At 44.5% G+C, this 21,472-nt stretch carries 18 protein-coding genes and 1 pseudogene; 8 read left to right on the forward strand and 11 right to left on the reverse strand.

All coding sequences use genetic code 11. The annotated features are described in order from the left end of the window. Positions 1-381 precede the first annotated feature (381 nt). The 5 genes from RID09_RS26140 to RID09_RS26160 all read left to right on the forward strand — a co-directional run bounded on the left by RID09_RS26140 (position 382) and on the right by RID09_RS26160 (position 6,969). Positions 382-3,084, forward strand: coding sequence for a GAF domain-containing protein (locus RID09_RS26140; RefSeq protein ID WP_446338842.1), 2,703 nt, complete (start codon positions 382-384; stop codon positions 3,082-3,084). A gap of 235 nt (positions 3,085-3,319) precedes the next feature. Then, positions 3,320-3,766 carry a DUF6932 family protein gene (locus tag RID09_RS26145; protein WP_446338843.1) on the forward strand — a complete coding sequence of 149 codons (447 nt, stop codon included), beginning with the start codon at positions 3,320-3,322 and terminating at the stop codon, positions 3,764-3,766. After that, positions 3,763-4,281 carry a helix-turn-helix transcriptional regulator gene (locus RID09_RS26150; RefSeq protein ID WP_446338844.1) on the forward strand — a complete coding sequence of 173 codons (519 nt, stop codon included), beginning with the start codon at positions 3,763-3,765 and terminating at the stop codon, positions 4,279-4,281. Before RID09_RS26145 ends, RID09_RS26150 begins: the two co-directional genes overlap by 4 nt. Positions 4,282-5,118: 837 nt before the next feature. After that, positions 5,119-5,343 carry a hypothetical protein gene (locus RID09_RS26155; protein WP_446338845.1) on the forward strand — a complete coding sequence of 75 codons (225 nt, stop codon included), beginning with the start codon at positions 5,119-5,121 and terminating at the stop codon, positions 5,341-5,343. A 123-nt stretch (positions 5,344-5,466) separates the two neighbouring features. Then, a complete protein-coding gene (locus RID09_RS26160; protein ID WP_446338846.1) occupies positions 5,467-6,969 on the forward strand; it encodes a glycosyltransferase in 1,503 nt (500 codons plus the stop codon). Positions 6,970-7,088: 119 nt separating this feature from the next. Here the strand turns inward: RID09_RS26160 and RID09_RS26165 are convergent, their stop codons facing one another. From RID09_RS26165 to RID09_RS26180, 4 genes and pseudogenes are all read right to left on the reverse strand, one after another. After that, positions 7,089-8,447 (reverse strand): serine/threonine protein kinase, encoded by a 1,359-nt coding sequence (locus RID09_RS26165; RefSeq protein WP_446338847.1) that lies wholly within the window; start codon positions 8,445-8,447, stop codon positions 7,089-7,091. Between the two features lie 16 nt (positions 8,448-8,463). After that, positions 8,464-8,796: pseudogene (locus tag RID09_RS26170) on the reverse strand (serine/threonine protein kinase); the annotation flags it as partial. Positions 8,797-8,954: 158 nt separating this feature from the next. After that, positions 8,955-10,463, reverse strand: coding sequence for a serine/threonine protein kinase (locus tag RID09_RS26175; protein ID WP_446338848.1), 1,509 nt, complete (start codon positions 10,461-10,463; stop codon positions 8,955-8,957). 95 nt (positions 10,464-10,558) lie between these two features. Then, entirely contained in the window at positions 10,559-12,010 is a 1,452-nt protein-coding gene (locus RID09_RS26180) for a protein kinase domain-containing protein (protein ID WP_446338849.1), read from the reverse strand. Positions 12,011-12,324: 314 nt separating this feature from the next. On the opposite strand from RID09_RS26180, the gene msrP reads away from it, so the two are divergent. Beyond that, positions 12,325-13,308 (forward strand): protein-methionine-sulfoxide reductase catalytic subunit MsrP, encoded by a 984-nt coding sequence (msrP, locus tag RID09_RS26185; protein ID WP_446338850.1) that lies wholly within the window; start codon positions 12,325-12,327, stop codon positions 13,306-13,308. Between the two features lie 82 nt (positions 13,309-13,390). Here msrP and RID09_RS26190 read toward each other — a convergent pair whose 3' ends face one another. The 5 genes from RID09_RS26190 to RID09_RS26210 all read right to left on the reverse strand — a co-directional run bounded on the left by RID09_RS26190 (position 13,391) and on the right by RID09_RS26210 (position 17,299). After that, positions 13,391-14,890 carry a glycosyl hydrolase family 57 gene (locus tag RID09_RS26190; RefSeq protein WP_446338851.1) on the reverse strand — a complete coding sequence of 500 codons (1,500 nt, stop codon included), beginning with the start codon at positions 14,888-14,890 and terminating at the stop codon, positions 13,391-13,393. 73 nt (positions 14,891-14,963) lie between these two features. After that, complete coding sequence (locus RID09_RS26195) at positions 14,964-15,140, reverse strand: hypothetical protein (protein ID WP_446338852.1); 177 nt, start codon at positions 15,138-15,140, stop codon at positions 14,964-14,966. A 262-nt stretch (positions 15,141-15,402) separates the two neighbouring features. Further along, complete coding sequence (locus RID09_RS26200; protein ID WP_446338853.1) at positions 15,403-15,552, reverse strand: hypothetical protein; 150 nt, start codon at positions 15,550-15,552, stop codon at positions 15,403-15,405. 578 nt (positions 15,553-16,130) lie between these two features. Then, the gene (locus RID09_RS26205) at positions 16,131-16,454 is read right to left on the reverse strand and encodes a hypothetical protein (RefSeq protein WP_446338854.1); all 324 of its coding nucleotides are present in this window, start codon (positions 16,452-16,454) and stop codon (positions 16,131-16,133) included. Then, positions 16,451-17,299 (reverse strand): alpha/beta fold hydrolase, encoded by an 849-nt coding sequence (locus RID09_RS26210; protein WP_446338855.1) that lies wholly within the window; start codon positions 17,297-17,299, stop codon positions 16,451-16,453. The genes RID09_RS26205 and RID09_RS26210 overlap by 4 nt, the downstream gene beginning before the upstream one ends. Before the next feature lie 208 nt (positions 17,300-17,507). Between RID09_RS26210 and RID09_RS26215 the strand changes: the two genes are divergently transcribed. Next, positions 17,508-17,924 (forward strand): hypothetical protein, encoded by a 417-nt coding sequence (locus tag RID09_RS26215; protein ID WP_446338856.1) that lies wholly within the window; start codon positions 17,508-17,510, stop codon positions 17,922-17,924. A 97-nt stretch (positions 17,925-18,021) separates the two neighbouring features. Here RID09_RS26215 and RID09_RS26220 read toward each other — a convergent pair whose 3' ends face one another. Further along, positions 18,022-18,594 (reverse strand): redoxin family protein, encoded by a 573-nt coding sequence (locus RID09_RS26220; RefSeq protein WP_446338857.1) that lies wholly within the window; start codon positions 18,592-18,594, stop codon positions 18,022-18,024. 191 nt (positions 18,595-18,785) lie between these two features. Here RID09_RS26220 and RID09_RS26225 point away from each other — a divergent pair, with 191 nt between their 5' ends. Then, a complete protein-coding gene (locus RID09_RS26225) occupies positions 18,786-19,202 on the forward strand; it encodes a Fur family transcriptional regulator (RefSeq protein WP_446338925.1) in 417 nt (138 codons plus the stop codon). 232 nt (positions 19,203-19,434) lie between these two features. Here the strand turns inward: RID09_RS26225 and RID09_RS26230 are convergent, their stop codons facing one another. Continuing rightward, positions 19,435-21,462: a CHASE2 domain-containing protein gene (locus RID09_RS26230; protein ID WP_446338858.1), complete on the reverse strand. Its 2,028-nt coding sequence runs from the start codon at positions 21,460-21,462 to the stop codon at positions 19,435-19,437. Positions 21,463-21,472: the final 10 nt, after the last annotated feature.

Here is a 21,472-nt window from a genome sequence, read left to right on the forward strand (position 1 = left end):
GGAGGGGCAACCATACCCCTCCACCCCGAAAGGGGTATGCTTCTTAAACCGCTACCGCGCGTTCCTCCCCGGTCTGAAGCTTGCCCGATAAGCGAAGCGAAGGGACACGGGGTTTCCCACAACGGAGGAGTTCTAATGAGTAAAACACGCAGCTCCCGCCCAACATGGGAGAGAGAATATCTATGCGTGAATACCAAAAAACGGCGGCTGAAAATCCGACAAAGAGTAGGTTCGGAGCTAGCCAATTTTTTGAGGGAACGTGGCTATCTCACTGAAATCAACTCCCAGATCAGCAAAAGGATTACTCATAACGCACGCTACTGCTAGTACAAGATAGGTGAAGTGATCGCAACTAGAAAGCAGAGTAGGGGTTCAAAAGAATTGGTAAACGATGCTCAAATTAACAGCATCAAACGTTGGCAAAACCAAACGATGGCGTTGTTCGAGTTGACTCAATCTGAGAGACTCAACGCAGGAGATTTGACCACCGTAATCCGCGACTTGACAAAAGCCGCCGCCGATGCATTAGACGTTGAGCGAGTCAGCGTATGGTTGTACAATGATGCAGGTTCCCAGCTTAATTGTGTGGAACGGTACTATGAGGGAAAACACGATCATGGCTGGGACAAAACCACAGGGCAAAGCCAGGGAGAGGACATCAGTCCACCTGTATTACCAGACAAGTGTTGTTGTCTCACCAGTCCCCTATCCCTGGGGCGATTGGATGTGCCGATCTGGCAGAACGAAAAGATTATCGGTATTCTCAGCTACGAACAAAGGGTATCCAGTCTGAGGGAGTGGACACCCCAAGATAAAACCTTTGCCAGCGCGATCGCGAATTTAATCGCCCTGCGACTGGATCAATGGCATCATCAACAGGCAATGCAGGAGTTGAACTCAGGAGAAAGCCGTTACCGGATACTGGTTGAGACGTCGGCGGATCTAATTTCTCAACATCGAACAGATGGAGTCTATTTATATGCTTCTCCTGCTAGTCGCACTCTCTTAGGATATGAACCAGATGAGTTGGTGGGACATGTCATTTATGAGTTTGTGCATCCTCAAGATATAACCACGATTAAACCGATCTTCTCAAACCCGATTGATTGCCAACAACAGCAGCCAATTCGCTACCGCATCCGTCATCAAAGCGGCGACTATCGGTGGCTAGAAAGCACGATCAACCCGATACGCCATCCTCAAACCAATCAAGTAACCGAACTTGTCGTTGTCTCGCGGGAGATGAGCCAACCCAAGAGAGCCGCCGAATCACGCCCCAAAGCCACACCTGACACCTTGAAGATGAACCCCTTAGCCGTGGCAAAACAGGCAAACCCATTTAAACCCTTGGGCTTAAGATCTCGCCTTTCCCGATTTACCCCTACCCCGGCGATGCCCACAACCCCCGCCCCACCCAGCCACAGTCGGATTTCCGCACTGGCGGCGGTGGTAGAAGATCGGCTGATGAGTGGCATGATGTTATTAGGGAATCAATCCCTCAACTCAGAATCTCGCCGCACCTTTAGCTGGGTTGCCAATGCCATTGCCGTTGCTATTGACCAATATTGGGCGCGATCGGAACTACTCAGCCGCCGCGAATCCTTGCTCTTTGGGCTTGCCAATCAAATTCGCAACTCTCTAGAACTCCATACTATCCTGGAAACGGCGGTAGAATCGATTCGCACCCTGCTCAAAATCGATCGCTGTCAATTTCTCTGGTATCGACTCAAAGCCCAAACCCCCCATTGGGATGTCGTCAAAGAAGCCAGAACGCCTCATTTACCCAGCTCTATCGGTCAACATTCAACTGAGCAAATAGCCCCCCTCGCCCAGCGGATTATTAAGCGCGAGGTGGTTCAGGTTGATAATGTGGAAACCTGTGATGACCCGATCTTAAAACAGTTTTTAACCCAACAGGGGTATACCTCAATCTTGTCCCTACCGATTAAAACCCGGGCGGGAGACATTGGCGCGATTAGCTGTATTCATGGAACAGAACAACGTCCCTGGGATAATAGCGAGGTGGAACTGTTGCAAGCCGTTGTCGCTCAACTAACAATCGCACTCGATCAAGCCTCCCTCTACACCCAAGCCCGTGAAAGCGCTGAGATTGCCCAAGCCCAAACCCAAGAACTTGAACAAACCCTAAACCAGCTTCAAGCCACCCAAGCCAAACTCGTACAAAGTGAAAAAATGTCCAGTTTGGGACAATTAGTGGCAGGTGTGGCACATGAACTAAATAATCCAGTTAATTTTATTCATAATAACCTGACCTACGCCAGTGCCTATTTTTATGACCTCTTGAGTCTGGTACGTCTTTATCAAGATAATTATCCCAATCCGGCGGCTCTGATTGCAGAGCAAGCGGAACTTATTGATGTTGATTTTATCGCCGAGGACTTACCCAAACTGCTGCGCTCCATGCAACGGGGAACGGATCGGATTAGCTCCATTGTCCTCAGCTTACGCAACTTCTCCCGCCTGGATGAAGCCGAGATGAAACAGGCTGACTTAAATCAGGGAATTGAGAGTACCTTACTGATTTTGCAACATCGCCTCAAACCCAAAGGGAACCAACCGGAGATTAAAGTACTCACCGAGTATGGAGAGTTACCTCAAGTGGAATGTTATCCTGGGCAGCTAAACCAGGTGTTTCTGAACATTCTCAACAACGCGATCGATGTTTTAGAGCAGTCTTTTAAAGATAATCCCGATAATCCGGCACCGATTATTGCCATTCGCACAAGGTTATTGGAACGCTCCACGGATTCCTCTCACCAGCCAGCATCTCAGCCGGATACTCAGACAGAAGACGGGAAACCATCATTACCGAACTGTCCAAGGATCGTGATTCAAATTGCCGATAATGGACCGGGAATGACGGATGAGGTAAAAGCACGGCTATTTGATCCGTTCTTTTCCACCAAAGCGGTTGGACAAGGGGTTGGTTTAGGATTGACAATTTGTTATCAAATTGTCGTCGAACATCATCACGGCGTTCTCAACTGTACATCCACACCAGGGAAAGGAACTGAATTTTGGATCGAGATTCCGATTCAGCAAATCATACCAAATCCGGGTTAACTACCGCAGACAAGGCAGAATGCAGAAGGTTTTCAGGAAAAAGCTAGACCAAGGCACGATAGTATCGTGTCCATACCCAATCAATTATCCCTAAGTAGGGAACATTGCCGTACCCTATTATCTCTGGTTGAAAAGGTTGTTGGGTTATACCCATTTAGGAGCGTGTCTGAGGTATAAAGATAATTATGTTACCCTTAAAAGCCAGACACTCAATTTGTGGCGTGGATGTGAGGATGTGATTCCAGAATTCGATGAAAACGGCAATCTACCACTAGGAGTTCATTTTTGCGAGTGGGAGGAGTTTCAGGAAAGATTTGGTACAACCTTGAAGAGACAGAACATGATAGATGGTTTGGAACTGGCAATGACCCAATTAAAAGCCGCAGGTTGTCGAACTATTTATATTGATGGTAGTTTTGTCACCAGTAAACCCAATCCAGGTGATTTTGATGCCTGTTGGGAGCCGGAAGATATGGATTACGATTATCTCCGCAAAAATGCCCCTAGATTACTAAATCATTTAGATCGTAGCTCCCAGAAATCAACGTATAAAGGTGAACTTTTTCGTTCAGATCAACCCGTAGGAGATTATGGTTTAGCTTCTCTAGAATTTTTTCAGCGAGATAGACAGTTCAATCCTAAAGGTATTATTGCTATAGATTTATTTAGGTGGGAATCATGATTAAAAATGAAAAGCAGTATGAATACAGCCAAGAATGTGCCAGAAAATTTGAATATTCCATCAAGATGTTAGATCAAGATAAAGCACTCAAGAATAAAGATCCGGATGGTTGGCAGCTTTCTCGTGATGTAAAACAATCGCATCTCAGGGCTTTACAAGCTGAAATTGCTGAATATGAAAGACTGATTAATTGTGACAATAGCCAGCCGATAAAAATTAAAGTTGAGAGTTTGAATAAGCTGCCCGATGCTTTGATTAAAGCCAGGATAGCTGCCAAAATGAGCCAAGAAGAACTGGCTGATTTGTTAGGAATTGAGCAGCAACGAGTTAAGCAGTATGAAGACACCGATTATCAATGTGCCAGTTTTGTAGAAATCCTAGAAGTTAGCACAGCGTTAGGTGTGGAATTTGAGACGGCTGTGATGCAGGTAGATTTTGAGGAAATAGAAGCGGTTAAAAAAAGTGTAGCAAAATGGCGAGAGAAAAAAATGAATATGGCAACTAAAACCTCATAAATAGGGGCTGCTGAATAAGTCTTGTGGTGGGGAGAGGCAATAGGGAACAGTGACCACGACGAATCCGTGTTTTCAGGAAGTGCTGATTCAAGTTCCGGTAGGGGTGGCTCCTTGTTTATCAGTTCAACAATATTGGTATCGATACAAACATTAGCGAGTGTTTTTTTAGTTGTTTCTCAATTATATCCATTGTTCCAAAATTTTATTACAGGTAAATGTTGTAATATGCTACATTCATGACTAATTAAAGCTTCTAGGAATTTTCAACTCCACTATTATCCCTGTGCCACTCCAGTGATCATAATACAGCAAGAGCAGCGTTTTTACAACACCACTCCCCTGATACAGTCAGTCTATGAAAATTATTGAGCTTAAGCGCCAACGGGTTGTTTAACCAGCGATCGCGCGGCTTCAACTATGGCATCGTTGACCTAAACGATTCACATCAATAATCAGAATCAGATTATCCAAACTATAGAAGGAATTGCTGATTGAGCCAAGTTCTAATATTTCATACCAAGTTGCATTCAAAGATATAACTTTCTCTCCCCCTGCCTCCCCTGCCTCCCCTGCTTTTCCCATCTACTATGTTTGAGCGCAACTCGGTATCAGTCCTGACTAGGGCAACCATAACCTTAATAAATTTGAATCCTGCTTTACGTCTGCCTTATGGCATAAAAATGGCGTTGATATTTTATCTATCTTAGGAGTGACGAATATCTTCGCTGAGGAGTTTTAACCTAGTGAAGGCTTCAGTGGTGCAAGTCGGAGTTTAAGTTAAAAAACTTGCATTAATCAGCCCATGAAATTGAACCATAAAAAATAAGGAGAATTAAAATGCCGACTCAAACCGAACAATCCACAGGAATACAGAACACAAACTATAACCTAGTCAGCGTGTTGTATCACATGCTCAATGGTGTCGCTAGTTACGATCAGTATATCCAGGATGCACAGCAATCTGGCGATCAGGAACTGGCTCAGTTTTTCCAAAATGTCAAAAAGCAGAGTACAGAGTGCGCCCATAAAGCCCAAGAGTTACTGGCGCAGCGAGTAAAATAGTCGCAAACTAGCGTTATCGTAATCCACAGGTTAAGCTTCCTTTCTGCGTGAAAGGAAGCTTTTTGGATAACTATTTTCCCTCTTATATCCATCAAATTCATTTAATTTGAGAAATTTTTGATTATGCATATAGGATTTCTTAACCCACAAGGTAACTTTGATCGCCATGATAGTTACTGGACAGAGCATCCGGATTTCGGGGGTCAGCTAATCTATGTGAAAAATGTGGCGGTGGAGATGGCAAAGCACGGTCACAAAGTAGACATTATCACTCGCCAGATTATTGACCCAGAATGGTCTGAATTTTCCGAGAAATTTGATGGATATCCCGATGCGCCTAATGTTCGCATTATCCGCCTACCTGCTGGACCTAAAGAATTTCTCCGCAAAGAATTACTCTGGTCGCATTTAGTCAGAGACTGGATACCCAATATCCTGGAATTTTATCAAGAAGAAGGTAATTTCCCGGATGTGATGACAGGTCATTATGCTGATGGTGGCATATCTGGGGTTTTAATTGAAGCCAAAGTGGGTGTTCCTTTCACATTTACCGCTCATTCTCTGGGGGCGTTGAAGATGGATAAACTCGAAATCACGCCTGAAAATCTCTCAGAAATGGATGAGTATTATCACTTCGGACGCCGCCTTATGGCTGAACGCTTGAGTATGAATCGCTCGGCTGTCAATATTACCAGTACAACGGCTCAGGAACGGTTTAAACAGTATGCTCATCCAGCCTATCACTGGGCAGTTGATGTTAACAATGATGCTCGTTTTGCCGAAATTCCACCGGGAGTTGACCCTTCATTGTTCGATATTGAAACCCGTTCGCCAAATGAAGAGGAAACCTATCAATTGATTCAAGAACGATTAGGGCGAGACATTGATGAAAAGCGGCAAGATTTGCCTGCAATTATTGCGGCGAGTCGATTAGCACCGAAAAAGAATCATCTGGGTTTAGTCCAAGCTTTTGCTGAGAGTAAAACCTTGCAAGAACAAGCCAACCTAGTTATTTTTACTCAGGGGGAAGACAACCCACTGCGGGAACCTGTTAGCGATGAGACAGCCGAACAGGAGGTACTTATTCCCCTACGCGATGTTGTCAACACAAATAACTTATGGGGTAAGATTAGCGCTTTTGGCGTCCCCGATCAACCCGCCCTCGCCGCCGCTTATCGATTTTTTGCCCAACGTCATTCTGTATTTGCCCTCACTTCTCACCACGAACCTTTTGGATTAGGTCCGATAGAAGCCGCCTTAGCTGGGTTACCCTTAGTGGTTACCCAAAACAGTGGTTTAATGGAGAGTTTACAAGAGGGAGATCAGGTGTATGGTATTCTCATTGATCCAGAGAATCCAGGAGCGATTGCTAAAGGTTTAGAAGACGTTCTCAGTGATTCTCAACAGTGGGAGAGGTTGCACCAAGACTGTCGCCAACATGTATTAAAGTATTATACTTGGGAGAGGGCAGCGATAGATTATCTGAAGTTAATTGAGGAGATTGTCGCCTCACCTAATGCTCGTCGTGCTGATGAATTGTTGCCGATTCATCCCTATTTCCTTGATCCGCGACCTGAAAATGATGTATCTTTGGACGAGTTGAAAGAACTTTATTTCCAAACATAAAGCTATTCAATAACTGATAGGTTACACCACCATACCATTGCTCCAGGAATTGACTACCAATTTGGCAAGTCAAATTAGACATGATTACTGCTAGTATTCGTTAAACTTGAGTTAAAAAATTATTTAAAATATAGCCAAGTCAATATTTCTTGTAATAACCATGTACTTTCTTTTTCACCCAAAGCCCCACCCAGTTTATAAATATAATTAGCCGATGGAATTCTAATTTCGTAAGTTGAACCTCGACCCATTAAAAAAGCATTACCAATATCTGTAATATCTAGCCGCTGATAACCATATTTAAAAAACAACACTTGGCGTTCTATTTCTAAACTGTTACGGTTGCGATCAAAAAAAACATGAGTTTTTGTGCCTAGGTGATGTATCCACAAGCTAGCTATACCTATTAAAGGCAGTAATATGGGCAGTACATTTATTAGTAGTTCTTTAGAAATAAATAATAAATCGATTAGCGTCCAAGCCAAGCCCAGATAAAAACAGACAACGATCAAAGCGAGAAGCCAGTTATATTGTGTGAGTTTTCTTAAGCCAGGAGACGGGATAGTAATTCCTAATTTGTCCTTATTTGCTTTAAGCTGAATTAAGCTACCTGAAGGTTTAGATAGTCTGCCACGAACAGGAAGTGAGGTAGAGGTAGACTGTTGAATCAGCCCATATCGGAGTGATTCCATCGCTTGTTTTGCCGTACTAAAACGCTTTTCTAACAGGATTTCAGTCATCTGCTCAATCCAAGGGATAAAATTGGATTTGAGACTGAGGCGATCGCGAAAATAAATCCGCCCTTCTTTCTGGGGTAAATCAGCCGGGGCTATACCCGTTAGCAGGTGAATTAAAGTAGCGCCCAAAGCATATAAATCAGAAGCTGCAACCGCACGTCCCCAAAACTGTTCTAAAGGCGCATAACCACTTGTCCCAACCACAGTAAACGTGACTCCCGTAACGGCTGCTTGAGCTTGAACCGCGCCAAAATCAATCAGATAAACTTGTTTATTTTTACCTAAAATGAGATTACTGGGTTTAATATCTCGATGTAATACTGGTGGACTTAGTTCATGTAAATAAATTAGAATGTCGATAATTTGATTAGCAATACTACGAACCTGTTTCTCACTAAAACGTTTGCCGTTATCTAATAATTCCTGAAGGGAAGCACCCGGAATATAGTCTTGCACTAGCCCAAACCAAGGAATTCCCGAACCCATTTCCCGATCTAACGAAAAATAATCCCGATAGCGCGGAATCCGAGGATGCTCCAGTGATTGCAAAACTTGTGCCTCACGTTCAAAGAGTTTAAGCTCGTCCCACTGCATTTCCGGACTAAATGCTAATAGCTTAACAGTTACTTGTTCATTGAACTGTACATCCATTGCCAACCAAGTTTGTCGCCCTGCGGCTGTGCGTCCTAATCGTTGTTTCAGTTGGTAACGTTCCTTTAACTGTTGCTCTGGGTTGAACATAATATTTCCCTATAATTTTATCTAATAATTCTTGAAGAGAAGCACCCGGAATATAGTCTTGCACCAGTCCAAACCACGGCAACTTTAACCCCGCTTCTCGATCTAAAGAAAAATAATCCCGATAGCGTGGAATACGGGGATGATTGAGTGCTTGTAAAACTTGTGCCTCCCGTTCAAAGAGTTTAAGTTCCTCCCACTGCATTTCGGGGCTAAAGGCTAATAGCTTAACAGTCACTTGTTCATTTGACTGTAAATCCTTTGCTAACCAGGTTTGCCGCCCTGCTGCCGTGCGTCCTAATTTTTGTTGCAGTTGGTAACGTTCTTTTAAGCATTGATCAGGATTGAACACAAGATTACCTCGTTTTTCTCGATAATAACGTTCCTATCTTCCTGGGTACAGCGAAAGAGTCTGGTGCGTTACCTCCTTTTCATTTCAGGTTGTAGAGGGTTTTGTACATTGCCGATTAAGTTTGATCTCTTTAACCGCTTATTTATAGGTTACATCCGTTACGCATAGTCCGCTAGCCAATCTTGAATTTCTTGACGCAGCCAGTTCGCTTCAGATTGAGTTAAGTAGTTTGCCAAGCAATAGGTTTTAACTCCAGCCTGCCAATAAATTGATTGACCTAAACGTTTGCTACTATAAGAGTTGTTGATTCTAGTTTCGAGATAGATAGCACACCCCTTATTTCCTATAAATACGTCTTTAATGTCTGAAGTATTTCCCCGAAAATATAAATAACCAATGACAAAATTATGGGAATTTATTTTTAAGGAGTACCCCAAAAAGTTGGTAATACTTATTTTTTTTATATCTTGCAAATATTTGCCTATTTTTTGGTGAGCTAGTGAGACTAAATAAGATGAAACAAAAAAGATTATTCCGCTAATAAATGCAAGCCCCAAAAACACTCTAACGGTAATTAAAGGTATTTGTTCTAATATCATAACCATGATCACAGCAATTGTAGCAATCACAACTCCACCGGCAGCAGATACTAAAAGTAATATCAGCAATACCCAAACAAAAAATAAGCTAACAAATAAAGCGTACTTCAATCCAGTTTCCATCAAAATTAACCCAAATAATAGTCTATTTTGAGGAATTTTTACAATAATTTCTTTAGGCGATTTATGAATCTGAATCCGAGTCAAAAACAGAGGCTGAATAGTTTCCAATGGATAAGGAATCGATCGCCCCGTTTCTAGTGCATCAAGTGCCTGATTTGCACAACTCAAGCGTAACCCTAAGTCAGGTTCCGTTAAGGCTTCAATCCAGCTTATCAACTGAGAATTAATACTCACCTGATTCCGAAACTGTATCCGTAAATTCCGTTGGGGTAAATCCGCCGGAGGAATACCCGTTAACAAATGAATTAACGTCGCGCCCAAAGCATAGAGATCAGACGCAGGAACCGCTTGTCCCCAAAACTGTTCTAAGGGTGCATATCCGCTCGTTCCCACCACAGTAAACGTCACTCCTTCTACCGCCGCACTATTCTGCACTGCACCAAAATCCACTAAATAAACCTGCTTATCGTCTCCTAAAATCAGATTACTCGGCTTAATATCCCGATGCAATACAGGGGAATTTAACCCATGTAAATAGGCAAGAATCTCCAGCACTTGTTTAGCAAACGAACGGACTTGTGACTCCGTAAACCGCTTTCCTTCATTCAGTAACTGCTGTAAGGATTTTCCGGGAATATAATCCTGTACCAAGCCAAACCAACACAACCCCGCGCCTATTTGTTGATCCAACGAAAAGTAATCACGGTATTTAGGAATCCGGGGATGATTCAGTTGCTTCAGCACCGCCGCTTCCCGTTCAAATAACTTAAATTCATCCCACTCCATCTGGGGATTAAACGCTAGTAATTTAACCGTCACCTGTTCGCCAGACTGTAAATCGTGAGCTAACCAGGTTTGACGCCCTGCATTATTCCCTAACTGACGTTGCAGTTGGTAACGTTCTTTTAACGATTGATTGGGATTAAATAAATGATTATCTCTCATAACTCTCTGTTGCTATAACGGCTCAATAAGGTGAAATATCCGAATCGGCAAAACTACTCCATAGAAGATGAATCAGATTCATGATTTTTGACGCATCACGGTGAAGGTTTATAACGCTCAATTGCCGCCATTGCTTTGTCTTTACCGCCATAGTATAATTGAATAGTTTCAGTAATCTGAACCGCTCGTTTATGCTCACCTATAGCCACTAACCGACGCACCATCGCATCCAAGGCTTTAGCTTTTTGTTCGTAGTCGGTGATCGTTTTAGCCACCTGAATCCCTTGCTCATACTCAGTCACCGTGGTTAAATAAGGTGCGATCGCTTGGATGGTATTACTGCGAATCGAGTCATGGGGGATACTACGAGTCACTGTCAGGGCTTGGGTATACTCACCAGCATCCGTTAAGTTGAGTGCGATCGCTTGTGTCCTTTCGATAAATGCATTTTCGATAAAGGCATTTTTTTCGAGAACGTAGGCTTGCTGGGCGCGATTCATTTCACCAACATATTGTTTAGTTTCTGACTGCTTAGCTTGATGAGCCGCATTTGAAAGGAATAGAGAAATTAGTCCCCCCAAGCCAATTAGTCCGAGCAAGGCTAAACAACCACAACCATACCCACTATCGGTGTCAGATAAACGGCTAATTGATTCTTGAACAGAGAATTTACTTGGGTGATCAATAAAACCGGATTGCAACGAAGACAACGCTTGACGTGCCGTACTCAACCGTTTTTCCGGTGCGGGTTGAATTAACTGGTTAATCCAGTGGGCAAAATTCGGATTAATCTGAACTTTATCTTGAAACTTAATCCGCATTCGCTGCTGGGGCAATTCCGCCGGCGGAATCCCTGTTAATAAATGAATCAGCGTTGCACCCAAGGCATATAAATCCGATGCAGGTACAGCCTTTCCCCATAATTGTTCTGGTGGTGCATAACCACTGGTTCCTACCACTGTAAACGTAGCCCCTTCAGCTTTGGCTTTGTCTTGCACAGCACCAAAGTCTACTAGATAGATTTGGTTCTTTTTGCCTAAAATCAGATTACTTGGCTTAATATCGCGGTGGAGAACAGGTGGACTCAATTCGTGTAGATTGATTAAAATCTTGAGCAAATCCTCAGCAAACTGACGCACCTGATTTTCGCTAAACGGTTTCCCTTGCTCTAATAACTGTTTGAGAGAGTCACCGGGAATATAGTCTTGCACCAAACCAAACCACGGTAATCCGGTGACGTTAGATTGATCACTATTATTATCAGCAGAAGATGCTTCTAAACTCGCTCCGACACCATCCACAGAAAAATAATCTAGATATTTAGGAATGCGAGGATGATTAAGATTTTTGAGAACTTGAGCTTCTCGTTGAAACAACTTTAAGTCATCCCACTGCATCTGAGGATTAAACGCCAGCAATTTAACCACAACATCTGTTGGTGGTGAGGCTTGCGTATCCGTAGCCAACCAAGTTTGTCGCCCCGCATTCTGTCCCAATTTTTGTTGTAGCTGATAGCGATCGCGTAAAGCTTGTCCTGCACTTAACATAATTGACTCCTTCCTGATTTATCCGTCACATCCCTGGCTAACAATCCTATGGCTCTGTAGATTATCTCTCGTAACTGATTATCACCTCTGTTGTTATCACGGCTCAATCAGGTGAACTATCCGAATCGGCAAAATTCGTCTATAATATTCATGATGACGCATCACTGTGAAGTTTTATAACGCTCAATTGCCGCCATTGTCTTTTCTTTACCACCATAATAAGATTGGATAATAAGATTGGATGATAAACAGGTTAATATTTTCATACAGGCGTTATTTAAATCACGCCGCAGCGCCGTCAACATTGTTTCCCAATGACCCTTATCCGCGTTCCCCAATCCTGGGAAATTCCCGAAAACCAAATCACCCCCGAAGCCGTTTACTTCAATCGGCGTCGCTTTCTTAAAACCCTAGTCGGTGCGAGTATTCTCCCCATCCTGGGATGTCAAGCCGCCGCCGATTCAGAAACCAATCAAGCCCTAGCCGCTACCCTAAATCAACCGACGGTAAAACCTCTTAACACCAATCCTGCATTTGCCAGCGTTGAGCGTCCCATCACCAATGAGTTACTGGCGGGACAATATAATAACTTCTATGAATTTGGCAGTGGCAAATCGATATGGCAAGCGGCGCAAACTTTACCCACAGATGAGTGGACGGTTGAAGTCACAGGATTGGTGAAAAACCCCCGCACCTACGATTTAGACGATTTACGTAAAAAATTCCCCTTAGAAGAACGCATCTATCGCTTCCGTTGTGTAGAAGCTTGGTCAATGGCATTGCCATGGCTGGGATTTCCGATGCGATTATTAATGGCAGAGGTTGAACCCACGTCTAAAGCGAAATTTGTCAGATTTACCTCCTACGACAATCCTCAAATTAGAATCAGTCCGGCGTGGTCATTTAGTGGTAAACTACCATGGCCCTACACGGAAGGATTAACGGTAGAGGAAATGGCGAATGATTTGGCATTTTTTGCCGTGGGGATTTATGGTCATTTTCTGCCGAAACAGCATGGGGCGCCGATTCGAGAGGTTGTGCCGTGGAAGTATGGGTTTAAGGGGGCTAAGTCTATTGTCAAGATTGAATTTGTTGAGACTCAACCGGCGACATTTTGGAATACGTTAATTCCCTACGAGTACGAGTTTGAGGCAAATGTAGAGCCGGATGTGCCACACCCTCGCTGGTCCCAAGCGACGGAAAAGTTTGTTGGTGCAGGACCTAATTTTTCCTGGGAAAGACGGGAAACGCTTCCCTATAACGGGTATGGGGAATATGTGGCACAGTTGTATGCTTAAAATTAGCCGTCCCTGGCGCTTCAAGATGAGCATTCCCAGGCAGAGCCTGGGAACGAGGGAACGAGGGAGCCGAGGGAAATGACTAATCCCGAATAACCGCTTCACCACGTTGGTAGAGTTCACGGGCATAATCTGTCCACATTCCTTGTCCCCAATAGCGAAAACAACTGGTCTCTAGTAACAACGTGTACAATAACGCTTGCTGATAATCACTCCGCTTAGTCACTGAGGGATCTTGCTGCACTAAGGGGTCATACTTCAGATGAAACGCCGCACTAAGTTTATTCATGGGTTCTAATACATTTTCATAGCCTTTAACCCAACTTAAATCATTTGTCCATGATGCCCCATCGACATGGAATTGATGATCCGTGGCTGTCAATTCTTCAATCGCATTTGCTACCGCGTCAGGTGTAATGTTATCCAAATCGACTCGTTGCCAAATTTTGTGCTGACCAACGGCTTGACAAGGAGGATAGTCCTCTGGATTAACACCCGATGCTTCAAGTAACTCTAAATACTCCGTCCCATTCATCGGCACTACACCGGTTTTTCCGCCCCCTTGGTCACGTATTTCATGGTAAATGCGAAACAAATCACGGGGATATTCGTTCATCATCACTCCCCCATTTTCCCCATCGGCAATTTGCGTGACTAAGGAGGGAATAGAATGACTGCCAATTGACTGCTTACCCCGCCCCTTTGCCTCAAAATAGGGCTGCATTTGTGCCACTAATTTGGTATCTGAGCCTTGCGTTTTAACCAAAATTGTGATCCAAATTGTTTCTCCCTGGGAATTGCGAGCGACTAAACGATTGGGGACATATTTCTGATCCTGTGACAATCCCGAACCATCCAAATTTTCCAGAGAATGTTCCTGCACCATCAACCAGCGATAGCCACAGTCTTTCAGGGCTTTGATGTATTCATACAAACTATCGGGGTGATTGGGTAAATGCATCTCTGGTGGAGAGAAGCCTTTCACCCGCTTTAGTGCATCGTAGCCAAAAATAGCCGCAAAATAATGTTGCCATGCCTGAATATGGAGTTTAATATCTGGAATCGGGGTAGAGGGAACAACCGCATGACTCCACATAGTTCCTAGCCATTCCACATAAGGCTGATAAGCGCGATCGCAGGTAATCCGCTTAAGATTGTTGAGGATATCCTCCCGCCCCATTTGCTGGAATCCCCACAACAAATTACCCGAATAGTCCAGCATAATCCGAGGATTGCACCCCTCAGCAACCAGTTGAGGAATAAAATCACCCATACGACGGTAGCACCCAGCGAAGGGTTCGGCATTATGGTTATCCCCTTCCTGGGGATGTTCAAACATGTATTGGAGATTGCTAATCAATTCACCATTCGCACCCGCCGGAATCGTGGGTTGGTGCATGTGTAAGGCGCAAGCGAATCCTGAAGTGATATCCTCGAGGCGCAGATTAGTTGTGGGCAAAAATACAGGTTCGTCTTGTTGCACCACTGCCCGAATGTTTTCTTCCCACCCACAAATAGTGGGTAATCCTGATTGTAATTCTGCTAAAGCGGGTTGATTCGGGCTTGAGGTTACTGCACTCATGATCCTTTCCTCGATGATTGTGCTATTGCTAGCATACACGAAGGTTTTAAGAAGGCAGAAAGCACAACAGAGATCAATCTGCTAATTTTTGCGGTGGTATACCGAGGAATTGGCGAATGAGGTTGACTGTCTCCAGCTTTTGCTGTAGTGATGTTTCTCCCGATGGGATAGACAAGTGCTTCCCCGATTTCAAAATGAGCGCGATTTTATAGTGCGCCATCTTATCCTGATTCCAGCTTGTGGATTTCACCTGTATCTGGAAAATATCGCTAAGGGGATCGCTTTGAGATATTGACGGAGAAGTTTTAGAACTTATCGACTTCTCCTCGACTTCATTTTTTGGGAGTTTGTAGTAAAGGCTTTAGCCTTAGATTCTGTTGGGAGTTGATCGGAATCGCGACGGATTGGTATTCAATACCGAAAGTTAGGTTCAAACCCGTCCATAGCAGAAGTCCCACACATACTACTTAATCCTAAACTCTGGTAGTAACGCTTATTCATCCGATTCTATATCAACGACTAACTAACAAACTATCTTCCTGACGAGACGAACGCGATCGCACTCGTTGTCCGGTGTTCATATCTGTTGGCTGAACCAGGAATTCAAAACCGAATACCAGCAAAATCAGTAGTAAACCAATATAATAATGAGGTTCATTCATTGTCCTTCATCCAGACTACCGTCTGGTTCATCTGTGTAAGCAAGGAATAATGTCATTTATCTGTTGACATCCTGGGTATCAACCCCTGGGGATTTAGTAGTACAGTTGGGATAATGCATCCTATTCTCCTGCTCTGTGATGGACTATTTGGCGATCGCGTTAGGCGAATCAACAGCCAAATACATCCTGTCTATATTTTTGTTGTAATGGGAGAATAGAGAGAGTAGTGCTTTTGTGTAGAGATATTCACAGATGTGCATTAGTACCTAGAGGATGACTGATTTGACTCAACATCCTCATTCAAAGGGGTAGTTATCGGAGTTTATGACTGAAAACTTTGAGAACTCATCGGCTTCTCATGGAGTAGTAGAGGAAGCATTCCAAATTTGTCAATTTACACGTTTCACCCCCCTTAGTCCCCCCTTGTTAAGGGGGGAAATCGTTCTTATTCCCTCCCCTTAATAAGGGGAGGGTTAGGGTGGGGTTTGCTCTTTATGCAAAAACGGGATGCTCCCGTAGTAGATGTTTAGAACCCCGACTTCTTCAAGAAATAGGGGTTCTGGGTTCGTGGCGCGTATCTACTCACTTTGAGAGGGTAACGATTGAATCGGCGTCTCTGAACTGACTATATTTTGAAATGTAGCGATAATCAAAGGTAAACCAATAGCCAGTGATAGAATCAGCGCAATCCACTTGAACCAAATTGTCTGAGGACGTCCTTTCGCCGGATACCCGCAAATCATGCAGATTTCATCATTGGTGCTGGTTAGGGAACCACAAACCTGACAAGGTTCTAAAGCCATTGTTTTTCCGGAGGTGAAGCCATTCTCATTGTAGCGCCGCCATCGCGACTGTAGATCAGCCATTCTCTGGAGACGCGATCGCACTAAAAGTGTATTCAAACAGGTTGGCGGCGCAGAAATAGCAGCAGGTTGTTACTAATTTTCTCAGACCAATGGTCTTGGGGATAATGTCCCGCTTCTTCTAGCTGTACCAGTTCCACATTCTTGAGCATTTTGGCAAATTCTTGGACTTGGACAAAGGGAAGCCAGGGATCTTGGATTCCCCATAAAATTAAGGTGGGTTGATTCCAGTTGCGAAACCCAGCTTCAATTTCTGCCATGGACGGTTTAAGTTGCAGGTTCTTAACCGTCATCAGCAGACTACGCCCTGCGTCAGAACTGGTGAGAAAGGGACGGCGATATACATCTAAATCTTTATCTGACACTCGATAGCGACTACCCCCTTCTAAGGTTCGATCGACCAACAAGGGGTCTTGGGTCAACATATCACCGATAAAGGGTAACCCCAATTGCTTGATCTTCCAAGGTAATTGAGTCGCCGATGAGACAGGGGTGTTGAGAATGGCTAAGCGTTCAACCTGATCGGGGTAACGTAAGGCGTATTGCAGTCCCACTGAACCGAGAAACCCTTGGACAACCAGGTAAAATCGCTCGATTTGCAGATGTTGGATAAATTCGGCTAGGGCTTTAATAAAAGCATCTGGCGTATAGGCAAACTCTCGACGATCGGGTTTAGCTGATAAACCAGCACCAATCCAGTCTGGCGCGATCGCACGGAATCCTTTTTCGGCTAAATCGGGCATCAGCGCTGACCATGAGTAACTCTGGGATGGCAAACCATGAAGCAGCAGTAGAGGGGGTTTTGTACTGGGATTAACCGGGGTTGCTTCCCGATAAAACCACTGTAGCGACCCGACCTGAATTGAATTTTCCTGAATGGACACGCTTTTTTTCCTACACCTTGACCGTGCTTTGAGCTTACCGCCCTGTAGACCTTTGAGCAAGTTTTACCCCTAATTTCCCATCTCCGGAAATTGTCAACGAATCACAACATATCCCCGGTCTGCTAAACAGATAGCCAACTTGACTCGCTAATTGTAATAAATAATTAAGCAACCTGGTAAATAAACGTTAACCCTAGGAGGTTTAGTAATGAATGCCGCTGAACAAGCCACTGGTTTAGAGGTAACGACCAAAATTGCCGCGATTGTCAACTTATTTAAGTCACACTTCCCTGATGCCAAGGCAGACTTGAACCCTTGGCAAAATGACCCAGATACTCGCAATCTGGTTGATCCCGACTCAATAGATATCGGTTTTCACTTTCCTGGATGGAGTAGAAAATTACAAAGCCGCAGTATCTTACTACAAATTCGGTTTTATCAAGATCCCTTAGACAAGTCTCATCGATTGATCGGTTTAGATGCCGCAGGGTTTAATCATCAAGGAGAAGCTTGGCGACTTTCGACGGTTGAGAATTGGCAATGTGTCGGTAATTATCAGCCCGCGCCAGAGGTGAATGACAAGCTTAAACTCTTCTGCCGACAAGTCTTTGAGTTATTCAACTAATGAAATCGGGTGTCGGGTGGAAAAACGGCTGGAACCCCAACACCATCGGACACAAACATTAGGGGCACGACATGTCGTGCCCCCATGGTGGTTCAGATTAGCCAACAAATGCCATACGCGGCTCAGATACACCTGCGGATTCATTTCCCTTCAGGTATGCGAGCATCGTATCGGCATCGGAGACTTCAAAGGGATCATCTGGGCAGTTGTCAACGATACCAGGTTCTGCAAAGAATTTTTCAATCTTGCCGTCGTTCACCAGCATCGAATAGCGCCAAGAACGCATCCCGAAACCGAGATTCGACTTATCGACTAGCATTCCCATCTTGCGGGTAAAGTCACCATTGCCATCCGGTAGCAATAACACATTCTTAGCGCCTTGCTGTTTACCCCACTGGAACATGACAAACGCATCATTCACCGACAGGCAAATGATTTGATCAATACCCTGTGCTTTGAACTCGTCATAGAGTTCCTCATAGCGGGGTAGGTGGTTGGACGAACAGGTGGGTGTAAATGCACCCGGTAACGAAAACACGACAACTTTTTTGCCACCAAAGATTTCCTGGGTTGTCCGATCTTGCCAACGATAGGGATTCGGACCACCTACAGACTCATCACGCACGCGAGTCTTGAAAACAACGTCGGGTACACGCTCGATAACTCCCATATTTACCTCGTTTTACAGACGACTAGATTTTTGTTTGCTTTAGCTATATCTAACTGTAAATCAGAATAATTCTTATTTAAGAAGGCGTCAATAGTTATAAATACTTACTTGTTGGCTTAACTGCCAGACAAGTATAACTCCTACAAAAGAGTGTTATAATTAAGGAACTGCTTATGAAAACGGTTAATGCCATGCAGAAGCAAGCAGAAGACGTCGTTAAACTATTGAAATCTAAGGGGTTGCGGGTTACCCCCCAGAGATTTTCTGTCTATGCCAATCTGCTGACTCGTTATGATCACCCGACGGCAGATCAAATCCTCAGTGATCTCAATCGCCATGGACCGACGTCCTCCCAAGCGACTGTATATAGTGCGCTACAAGCACTCCGGGAAGTGGGACTGGTGCGGGAAGTTTTATTAGAAGAGGGCATCTGTCGTTACGATGCAAATGTCGCTCGCCACCATCATTTTCGTTGTCGCTGTTGCGGTACGATTCAGGATATTCCTTGGGATACATTTGAGCCCCTTGACTTGAATCGCCTACCTTCTAGTATGCGAGGTGAAAGCTATGAGGTGACGGTGTATGGGGTCTGTGATCACTGTCAATAATTCGCCATTCGTCATTCGTCATTCGTCAGCCAAATAGAGGAGTTCTCTGGTTCAATTTCACAATTTGACCGGGGCGGGTTTAGTGGTATCTGGGTGAGGTTAAAAACGATAGTCATAAAACCCGCCCCTAGGCAATGTCCCCATCCTCAAAAACGGTATCAGACGCTTCCTTAATAACTAACACAACCACCAAATCCGCCGTATCCTCTGTGCCTCTGTGGTGCTTCCTCATTCACTCTTTTTCCTGCAAAAACTCCTGTAAATCCCTCTGCACCTGCTGATACAATTGCGGCGACTCTCCCTTCCACCCAATTAAACTATATAATTTCACTGTCCCCGCCCGCCCTCGCACCTCTTCTTCCCCCACTGGGATCACCTCAACCTCATCTTTAACAACCTGATAAAGAGAATCGGTAATTAAAATATCTGTGCCAAATTTTTTCGTCAAACCCTCCACCCGACTCGCCACATTCACCGCATCACCAATCACCGCATATTCTCGACGACGCTGAGAACCAATATCTCCGGCAATCAATTCCCCATAATTAATTCCAATCCCATTAAATAACGGGATTCGTTCTTCCTGACGCCATTCCTCACGCAACTGATGCAAGGCTTTTCGCATTCCTAATGCTGCACGAATCGCATTCATCGCATCGGTTTTTTCCCCCTCCGATACCGGACAACCAAATTCTGCCATTACCGCATCTCCAATAAACTTATCCACCGTACCCCCAGCATCTAAAATGACCTCAACCATGTCATTGAGATACCGATTAAGTTGTCGCACTAATCGTACCGGTGAGATTTGGGAGGAGAGGGTGGTAAAACCGCGAATATCGGAGAATAAAATAGCGGCTTTTAATTTGCGTCCTTTGAGCAATTCCTGATAATCATCGTGCTGCTTGAGGATTTCCTGCACAACGGGTGCGGCGACATAACGCTCTAATGTACTGCGGAAGCGGCGTTTTTGAATTTGGTCACTAATAAAGAGTGTGGTAAAGTACGAGAAACTATTTAGAGTAATCGCGATCGCAGGCACAGCAACAGGGAAAATCAATCTGGCGCTGCTATAGCCAAAAAATGCTAATCCTAGCCAAACCCCTGCCATCCCCAATCCCCAAAACAAGCTTGCCGCAGTACGCAGGGGTAGTTTATACAATAGTAGAGCGGTTCCCCCAGCCAAGACAAAAACAAACAATCCCTCTAGCCTCGGATTGGGGATGGCGACAGCAATTGAGCGTCCTTGCATTAAGGTGGCGATCGCGTTAGCATGAAGCTCAACCCCTGGCATGTTTAACTGGATAGGTGTGGGAACAAAATCACCGATATTTTGCTCATCGGCTGTTGTGCCAATCAAGACAATTTTGTCTTTAAAGGTTTCCTCTCGTAAATGCACGTCCCATATATCAGATGCCAGCACCTGCCAAAATGGAATTGTGGTAAAAACATCTCGATTTTGAGTCGGTGTTCCGTAAAAGAAAACCTGGCTCCCTTTTGGGGGTGGATAGCTGACATTTGCCACGTTTAACGTAGTTTGGGCAAATGAAGGAATCCGTTCTAATCCCAACGGCTGAAGAATTTGCTTGCTGTATTCACTCCCTAGCCGATACACATTCCCATCCACCTCTGGGGGTAAAAAGTTGACTAAACCCAGTGACACCGAATCCGGATAAAGTTCGGGTAACGGTTTATACAACTCATGAGTAATAAAACCTTGGGCATCGATGGTATCTTCGTAGAGAGCCGCTAGCACGATGCGATCGCTATATTTTGTTAATGCTTGTTTAAACTGTTGATCATCCTCAGTACCATACCCACTGGGAAGATCAAACAGTAAATCTAACGACACTGACTTAGCACCCGCCGCCATTAAACGCTCAATCACTTCAGCATAAGCCGTTCGCTTCCAAGGAAACGGTGGCGCTAGCAAATCGACAACCAAAGCTTTATTCGGATCAACCGGATTGCTGTAGCGCCCCGATGCGGTCAACGATTGATCATCGACCGCCAAGATTACAATATCATCCGGAGGTGTAATAGGTCCACGTAATTCAATGAACCACTTTTGGCTTTGCCGTTCAGCTAGCTGTACAGGCGTCCCCTGCCAAACCGTTACAAAAGCACCCAAAACCGTCCAAAATCCCATTAGCATCAAGCCAATTCCTTCTGGACGCCAAAACGGTTGGGATTGATTCCGGCGCCGCCGTCGGATGCGTTTTCGTCGTTGTTTGTCCAGCCATTGCCACCAGTGATTCATCGCCCTGACT

The organism is Coleofasciculus sp. G1-WW12-02, assembly GCF_040219735.1.
GTDB lineage: Bacteria > Cyanobacteriota > Cyanobacteriia > Cyanobacteriales > Coleofasciculaceae > Coleofasciculus.

Coding starts and splice junctions, on each gene's coding strand:
- RID09_RS26160 (WP_446338846.1), top strand. CDS start 5,467: ATGCATATAGGATTTCTTAACCCACAAGGTAACTTTGATCGCCATGAT.
- RID09_RS26225 (WP_446338925.1), top strand. CDS start 18,786: ATGCAGAAGCAAGCAGAAGACGTCGTTAAACTATTGAAATCTAAGGGG.
- RID09_RS26175 (WP_446338848.1), bottom strand. CDS start 10,463: ATGAGAGATAATCATTTATTTAATCCCAATCAATCGTTAAAAGAACGT.
- RID09_RS26180 (WP_446338849.1), bottom strand. CDS start 12,010: ATGTTAAGTGCAGGACAAGCTTTACGCGATCGCTATCAGCTACAACAA.
- RID09_RS26190 (WP_446338851.1), bottom strand. CDS start 14,890: ATGAGTGCAGTAACCTCAAGCCCGAATCAACCCGCTTTAGCAGAATTA.
- RID09_RS26220 (WP_446338857.1), bottom strand. CDS start 18,594: ATGGGAGTTATCGAGCGTGTACCCGACGTTGTTTTCAAGACTCGCGTG.
- RID09_RS26165 (WP_446338847.1), bottom strand. CDS start 8,447: ATGTTCAACCCAGAGCAACAGTTAAAGGAACGTTACCAACTGAAACAA.
- RID09_RS26230 (WP_446338858.1), bottom strand. CDS start 21,462: ATGAATCACTGGTGGCAATGGCTGGACAAACAACGACGAAAACGCATC.
- RID09_RS26155 (WP_446338845.1), top strand. CDS start 5,119: ATGCCGACTCAAACCGAACAATCCACAGGAATACAGAACACAAACTAT.
- msrP (WP_446338850.1), top strand. CDS start 12,325: ATGACCCTTATCCGCGTTCCCCAATCCTGGGAAATTCCCGAAAACCAA.
- RID09_RS26215 (WP_446338856.1), top strand. CDS start 17,508: ATGAATGCCGCTGAACAAGCCACTGGTTTAGAGGTAACGACCAAAATT.
- RID09_RS26150 (WP_446338844.1), top strand. CDS start 3,763: ATGATTAAAAATGAAAAGCAGTATGAATACAGCCAAGAATGTGCCAGA.
- RID09_RS26200 (WP_446338853.1), bottom strand. CDS start 15,552: ATGAATGAACCTCATTATTATATTGGTTTACTACTGATTTTGCTGGTA.